The sequence below is a fragment of the Aeromonas sp. HMWF014 genome, assembly GCF_963878295.1.
Lineage (GTDB): Bacteria > Pseudomonadota > Gammaproteobacteria > Enterobacterales > Aeromonadaceae > Aeromonas > Aeromonas popoffii.
Genome location: NZ_CAWNYS010000301.1, coordinates 1 through 6888, shown reverse-complemented (window position 1 = coordinate 6888; position 6888 = coordinate 1). Strand labels below are relative to the sequence as shown.

Here is a 6888-nt window from a genome sequence, read left to right as displayed (position 1 = left end):
ACATAGCGTATGGTGGGGCCGCCGTGAGAGTGGCCAATGAGATTGATCTTGTCAGCCCCCGTGATGGCGAGTACCTGCTGCACCTGCTTGAGCAGCTGCTCACCGCGCCGCTCCGAGCTCTCGGTGGCGGAGACCTTGGCCACGTAGACCCGGGCGCCGTCCCGGGTCAGCGCCTGGGGGATCCCGTAGAAGTAATCGACCCCGAGCAACCTGTCGAAGCCGAACAGCCCGTGCACCAGCACTATGGGGTAACGGGTCTGGGTATAACCTGCCGCCTGGCCCAGTATGGGCAGGGCGCACAGCAGCACCAATAGCCATCTTTTCATCGTCATCATCCTTGTGAAAACAGGCTGCCGCTCCGACAGCCACCGGCCTCATGCCAGTGCCAACCAGCATGGCGAATAGGGGCGCTTGTATCTGTGCAAGTGATCACTAAACAGACAGATTCAAAAAAGCCTTACCCATATGGGCAGTGCTGTGGGGGGAGCTGGCACAGGTATCCCTTGTGTTCGGTCCCTATATAAGTTAAATAATAATTATTATCATTTGGGTGGTTAAGATCATGACGGGAACCTGGGTGAAGGGATGGGTCGGTTCGAGCGACGCCGACAGCAGCATGGTGAACTGGAAAGTGCAGACCCTGAGCGGCAATCGCCACTTCGATGCCGGCGAGCACGCCAAGGCGCTTGCCTATTACCAGCAGGCATTGTGGCTGGCGCGCCAGCAGTTGGCCTGCTGGCACGATGCAGACGAGGCGGTGGCCGCGCTGGTGGTGGCTCACCACAATCTGGCGGATCTGCTGGTGGCCATGGCGTTGCCGGAGCGTGCCGCCGATCTGCTGTGCCATATCCACGACTGTCTGCTTGCCACCAGCCAGTCCCCCGCCAGCCCTGGCCCCTTGAGGGATGCGGCCCTGCGCCACACCCGTAGCACCCGCACCGAGCTGCTCGCCTTCGTGCGCAAACATGGCACCCAGGATGCTATTCAGCGCTGTCTCGGTCAGTGTCTGTGTCAGACCGAGCCAACCTATCAACTGCATTAATCACACTAAAAAGAGGTGATCATGAGTCATACCCTGCCAGCCCTTGCCTACGGCTACGACGCGCTGGAACCCCACATAGACGCGCTGACGATGGAGATCCATCACAGTCGTCACCATCAGACCTACATCACCAACCTCAACGCCGCCCTGGCCGATCTCCCCGAGCTGGCGGCCCTGACGGTGGAGGCGCTGCTTGCCCGTTTCGACAGCCTGCCGGTGAACGTGCAGGGGGCGGTGCGCAATCACGGTGGCGGTCACGCCAACCACAGCCTGTTCTGGCAGGTGATGAGCCCACACGGCGGCGGTGAGCCGAGCGGCGAGCTAGCGGAGGCGATCAATCGGGATCTGGGCGGACTGGAGGTCTTCAGGCAGGCCTTTACCCAAGCGGCACTAAGCCGGTTTGGCAGCGGTTGGGCCTGGCTGGTGGTGGATGAGGAGGGAAGATTGCGGGTGGAGAGCAGCGCCAACCAGGACAGCCCCCTGATGCAGGGCCATGTGCCCATACTGGGACTGGATGTGTGGGAGCACGCCTATTACCTCAAGTACCAGAACAAGCGGCCCGATTACATCGCCGCCTTCTATCAGGTGATCGACTGGCACGAGGTGGCACGCCGCTATCGTGCCGCGCTGGCATGACCGTCGGCAGGATTGTGCACGCAGCCAAATGAAAGAGACCCGTCTGATGGCGGGTCTCTTGTTTGTGTCTTGTCAGGGCGTTGAAGCGGGGGCTGCGCCACGGGTTGCCATGGCAGAGCTGGTCGAGCGCTGCGCACTGGTTGCTGCGGCAGCGCTGGCGGTATCGGCCTCTTTGCTTGCGGTGGCCGCGCTGGTGGCAGGGGCAACCGGCGGGACGGGCAGGCAGGGCTGGCTTGCACCTATGGTGCTCAGGGTCTGGCAAGGGGTGGGGCCGCCGATGACGATGGGCTCGCCGAGGAACTTGGGCCCCTTGTCCAGCACGTAGAGATCGAGCAGTCCCATCAGGCGGGCGAATACCTCGCGTACCCGGGTCTTGATGCCTTGATAGGCGCTGGGATCCTTGGCGTTGAAGCCGACGGCCTCGATGCCGAAGTGGCGGGCGATAAAGATAGCGCGCTCGTTGTGAAAGGCTTGCGATACCACGGTGAAGTGGGCCTGACCAAACACCTCCTTGGCGCGCACGATGGAGTCCAGAGTGCGAAAGCCGGCGTAGTCGCTGTAGATGGCCTTGGCCGGGATGCCGGCCTGGATCAGGGCCCGCCGCATCTGGCGTGGCTCGTTGTATTGCACGGTAGCGTTGTCACCGGAGACCAGGATGTAGTCCACTTTGCCGTTGTTGTAGAGCTCGGCGGCAGCCTTGATCCTGTACTTGAAGTAGTGGTTCGGACTGCCCCCTATCAGGTACTTGGAGGTGCCGAGCACCAAAGCGACCCGGTTGTAGGGGACCGCATCGACGTCGTCATAGGTGTAATGACGGGCATCCGAGATGGTCCACTCGCTGTAGCCCAGCAGCATGGCGGCAGATACCAGCAACAGGCAAAAGCAGGCGAGGAGGATCTTGGCAAACTTCTTCATGCGCGGTGCGGTTCAGATCTGAAGTAATAGGTGACAGGGGGTCATTCTATTACAAGTTACCGCTGCGCGTCAGGCTTGATAGCGGCCGATGGCATCACTCGGGCAAAGGTTGTCGCATCCTGTGGCTGGCTAACCGGTTGATCCTGCACCGATAAAAAGCTCTCGTATAAAAACAAGGGGCAGCCGTGGCTGCCCCTTGTCGCTAGCGTCTCATCCTCAGTGGGATGAGTCGTTCGCCTTGCACTCGTCAGACTCCTTGTTGGCTTCCCACCAGGGCAGCAGATCGCGGCTCAGCCAGTTCTGGTAGGCCTCGCTCTCGCTCGCGATCAACTGATCCAGCTCGGCCTCGAAGGCGTTCATCGCCTGCTGCTTATCCGGGTTGCGCAGGGCTTGGGCCATGGCCAGCCAGCTGGCGCCGCGGCCGGTCTCGTTCAGGAAGCGATGCACCGTATAGGACCAGGAGTAGACCATATCGCCACCCTTGTCGTAATCCAGGTGCAGTATGTCGGCCAGGCTCGGTCGCTCGGCCGCCGGGCGATCCGAGACGTTATCCATGCCGCGGGCGAAACACTGACCGTGGGCGATGAACTCCGCCAGCCCTTCCGACCACCAGGTGGTGCGGTTGAGCGGGTAGTGACCGAAGCTGCCGTACTGGTTGAAACGACCATCCAGGTAGTGCACGTACTCATGGCGCAGGTTCCACACCTGGAAGGCCGGGCGCTTCCACTCCGCCTCATAGGCGAAGAAGCGGGCCTGGTTGCCGGGACGCGCCGGATCCCCTTCGATGTAGATGCCGCCGTTGTCGGTGGAGACACCACCAAACAGGGCGCCGCCGTAGCGCTTCCAGTCGGCGGAGGAGTTGAAGATCACCAGCTCCAGCACCTCGTTGTTGTCATCCGCCACCGGCGGCCAGCCTGTTTCCATCTGCTGATGGAACTGCCGCTCCTCGGCGCCCAGCTCGAGGCAGATGCCGTTGGCCTGATCCTGGCTCAGATCCTGGGCTCGCAGGCGCAGGGTCGGCGAGCAGGTGTGCTCGAACGGCAGCACGTTTTCCACTCGGATCGGGGTGCAGAGTCCGGCAAAGTCACCGCTGATACAGGCCTCGCTGGTGCGATCCGTGTAGGTCAGATAGTAGGTGGAGAGGGTCAGTGACATGTCTTCCAGCAGGGCCGGACTCTGTTGACCGCCGGGGATCAGGTCATGATGACGGATGAGAGAGATGACGGAGTCATCCAGCAGCTTGCGATAGCCTTCGCTCTCGTCGGGACGGGTATAACGGGTGACCCGGTAGAGGCGGGTATAGGCATCCAGCACGTTGCTGAGCAGGAAGAGATCCGGACCATCCCGTTCTTGCCACAGCGACAGCTCGCTCATGCCAAGGGCGTGCAGCTGTTTGCGCAGCTCGGCATCCTGCTGGCGGAAATCGTCGGCGAAGGCATCGCTGTAGTCGCTGGCGAAGTCGAGGAAGTTGAGCAGATCGAACAGACCGGTTGCCCAGGCGTGCTGACCATTGATCTCGCGGGCATGCTGGGTGCTGTAGGCCAGCATCTGGTTGAACTGGCCGAGCAGGGTACCAAACCGGCTCTGCACCGCCGGGCTCTTGAACTGGCCATGCAGGGCGATACTCCAGGCGCCCATGACGGCTCCCACCTCATCGCTGACCTGCTTCGGATAGAGCCGTGGATGGGCGCCGAGCGCGGTCAGCGCCTTGGCCAGTGCCTCGGCTGCGGCCGGGCCGTCTTCCTTGTGCTTGCCGTAGTTGTGATAGTTGTGGGCGCGCACATATTCGAGCAGCAGCTTCATGGCCGGATGGGCGGGCTGATTGGCCGCCAGCAGGCTCTGGATGCCGCGCGACACGGCTAGCAGCTTGGTGTCATCGTGGCCATAGTTTTCCTGCCAGACGGGAGCGGGCTGGCCGCTGGCATCCTGCACTATCTTGGCGGCGTCGGCATCCAGCAGGTCCGTGCTCGGTTGTTCCGGCTCGGAGCAGGCGCGGCCATCGGCGCGGCGGCAGTCGATCTGCTCCTCCTTGCTGGCCAGCACTATGGGGCGATTGAGCACCCGGCTCTCTTGCCACTCGTCAGTTTCCGGCAGTGTCTGCCATTCGCTGCTACCGACCGGGTATTGATAGCCGGAGTCTTTCAGTACCACCTGCACCTTGCTACCGGCGGGCAGGGTCTGGCGACAAACCCGGTAGCTGATGGTCTTGTCCCCTTCCTGGCGGGTCTGGGGTTCATCACACTCCTGCTGGGTTTTGGCCTGATCCAGTTGCCAGCTGTACTGGCGCCAGACGTGGAGCTCTTTCACCTGGCGGGCGGCCTGACTACCGGCCACAGGTTGCAGGCGGAAGAAGATCTGCTCGAGGCGGCCATTCCGCTCGTTGGGGGACTCTTCCAGTACATTCAGTTGCTGCCAGTTTTGCGGCTGATATTGCCAAACCTGTTCGGTACAGCGGCCCTGGGCATTGAGCTTGCAGCGATCCAGCTCCTGCTCGCTGTGACTCAGGATGATGCGCTCGGCCAATGACAGACGATCCTGACGCGGGGCGGTCGGGGTGCCCGTCAGCGGTTCCCAGCGGCCCTGTTTCATGCCGTAGCCAAAGTCATAGCTGCTGGCCGGGATGGCCTTGCCTACCGGCACTACCTGCTCGCAGAGGAGGTAGCGGATCTGCCAACCCTGCTCGATTTTGAGCTGCGGTTTGCCGCACTGCTGCTCTGCCAGCGCGGTCAGATTGGCACCGCTCCAGTCGAAGCGGCGATAGACCCGCAGTTGCTGATAGGGGGCATTGTCATTACGGGCGCTGAGCTCGTAGTTGACTTCGGTGATCCGATCGCTCAGTTGGCGGCTCGATTCACTGTCCAGCCGGTATGCTTGCCAGTCAGTGGGGGAGTAATTGGCCAGCGCCGAAGTGGCGAGCAGGCCCGGTGCTGCCAGAAGCAGCAACCTTGTACCCAGATAGTTCATTTTTATCCCTTTAGATGAGAGTCTGCGTTGTTATCGCGGGCAATGTACTAAGTTCCAAAAGGCTATCAACTCACCAATCAGGCGATATAAATCATTTATTTAGCTTGGTTCATAACAAAACAAGCCCCATTGGGGGCTGCAGTGATAGCAAGGACTCATCTGCCATCTGGGGGGGGCTAAGCATCAAGCCTGTTAAGGCCAGGTTTCAGGTATCGCCGGTACGGCGTGAGCCATGGCTCCTGCGCTCGCACAGAGAGCCGGTTGGTGCATGCGATTAGAGGGGGAGGTAGAGAAAAGGCACAAAAAGGAGGGCCCCCTGGTACAGGGGACAATAACAGTATGCGAGGTCAGGATGCGGGAGCTCGCTGCTGACAAGAGCACAACAAGGCAGCTGAGGACCCCAGTCCTTCTGTCTACAGCCCTTGGTCAGCAGGTCATGGACAAGCTGGTGCACTTGCCCGGGAATGCAAGCGATCTGGCGCTACGACTTCGTGCTGTTAGAGGTAGCTCACAGTCACTATGGCCATCTTGGCGCTGCCCTCTGACAATTTGTAATTCAGGGTGCTGTTGAGAGTGTTGAGGCTGCCAGCTTGCTGCAGGCTGGCCAAATCCAGGGTCTGGCGCTGAATGCCTGAATAGCAGGTCACGCTGTTGTCCGAAAAATCACACGGCGTTTCGTAGATGGTCCCGGTGAAGGTCACGCTGCCATCGTGAGCTGAGGCTGTGCCGGGCAGCAGTGCGGCGCCAAGCAGCAAAGCGGTGGCGGCAGAGGAGGCGTAACTGAGAATGCTTTTGCGGATGGAACCGGCAGAGGCGTTGGAAGTGTTCATTTTATGTCCTTTTCGTTACATGTGTTGTACGAAAAGGGCAACGCAATCAAAGAGAATGGCATACAGCTTATGACATCACTCTTCTCAGATGGCAGCTCCGCTGTCTTAGGTATTGAAACCCTTAGACCGGTGGCTTTGCGTCCCGACCTTTCGACCGGTTTGCCCTTTACTCTATGTCTAGATGATAACACCCTATTTCTAGAAATCAATCAGCATAAACAACATGAGATATAGGTCACAGATAGCAGGAATCATGAGTGTCCAGATGAGAGATATATTGGTGACCTACTGCGGAAATCGAGTCGTTGAATGTCAATATGAACGTTATAAAACAGCGCAACAGTGAAAACATACTCGTCTATTTCACAATCTCTGGCTTTAATAGTGAGGTTATTCATCCGTAGCACATAACTGAGATATTTATTTTTCTTATATGCCATGTGTTTTATGATGATTACCTGATTACCTGATTACCTGATTACCTGATTACCTGATTACCTG

6 protein-coding genes and 1 riboswitch are annotated in these 6888 nt (G+C 59.5%); of the genes, 2 read left to right on the top strand and 4 right to left on the bottom strand.

From position 1 onward, the window contains the following. Positions 1-326, bottom strand: a 326-nt coding sequence (locus AAC083_RS23085) for an esterase/lipase family protein (protein WP_258224680.1), incomplete at its 3' end; no start/stop codon positions are given. A gap of 290 nt (positions 327-616) precedes the next feature. On the opposite strand from AAC083_RS23085, the gene AAC083_RS12375 reads away from it, so the two are divergent. Further along, on the top strand, positions 617-1042 hold the full coding sequence (locus AAC083_RS12375) for a hypothetical protein (RefSeq protein WP_108536768.1): 426 nt from the start codon (positions 617-619) through the stop codon (positions 1040-1042). Between the two features lie 21 nt (positions 1043-1063). Further along, entirely contained in the window at positions 1064-1678 is a 615-nt protein-coding gene (locus AAC083_RS12370) for a superoxide dismutase (protein WP_108536767.1), read from the top strand. 72 nt (positions 1679-1750) lie between these two features. Here the strand turns inward: AAC083_RS12370 and AAC083_RS12365 are convergent, their stop codons facing one another. The 3 genes from AAC083_RS12365 to AAC083_RS12355 form a co-directional block, all read right to left on the bottom strand. Next, complete coding sequence (locus tag AAC083_RS12365; RefSeq protein ID WP_108536766.1) at positions 1751-2593, bottom strand: SanA/YdcF family protein; 843 nt, start codon at positions 2591-2593, stop codon at positions 1751-1753. A gap of 216 nt (positions 2594-2809) precedes the next feature. Continuing rightward, entirely contained in the window at positions 2810-5557 is a 2748-nt protein-coding gene (locus AAC083_RS12360; protein ID WP_108536765.1) for a collagenase, read from the bottom strand. 497 nt (positions 5558-6054) lie between these two features. After that, a complete protein-coding gene (locus AAC083_RS12355) occupies positions 6055-6387 on the bottom strand; it encodes a fimbrial protein (protein WP_108536764.1) in 333 nt (110 codons plus the stop codon). An 87-nt stretch (positions 6388-6474) separates the two neighbouring features. Next, positions 6475-6561: riboswitch (cyclic di-GMP riboswitch) on the bottom strand. Between the last annotated feature and the right edge of the window lie 327 nt (positions 6562-6888).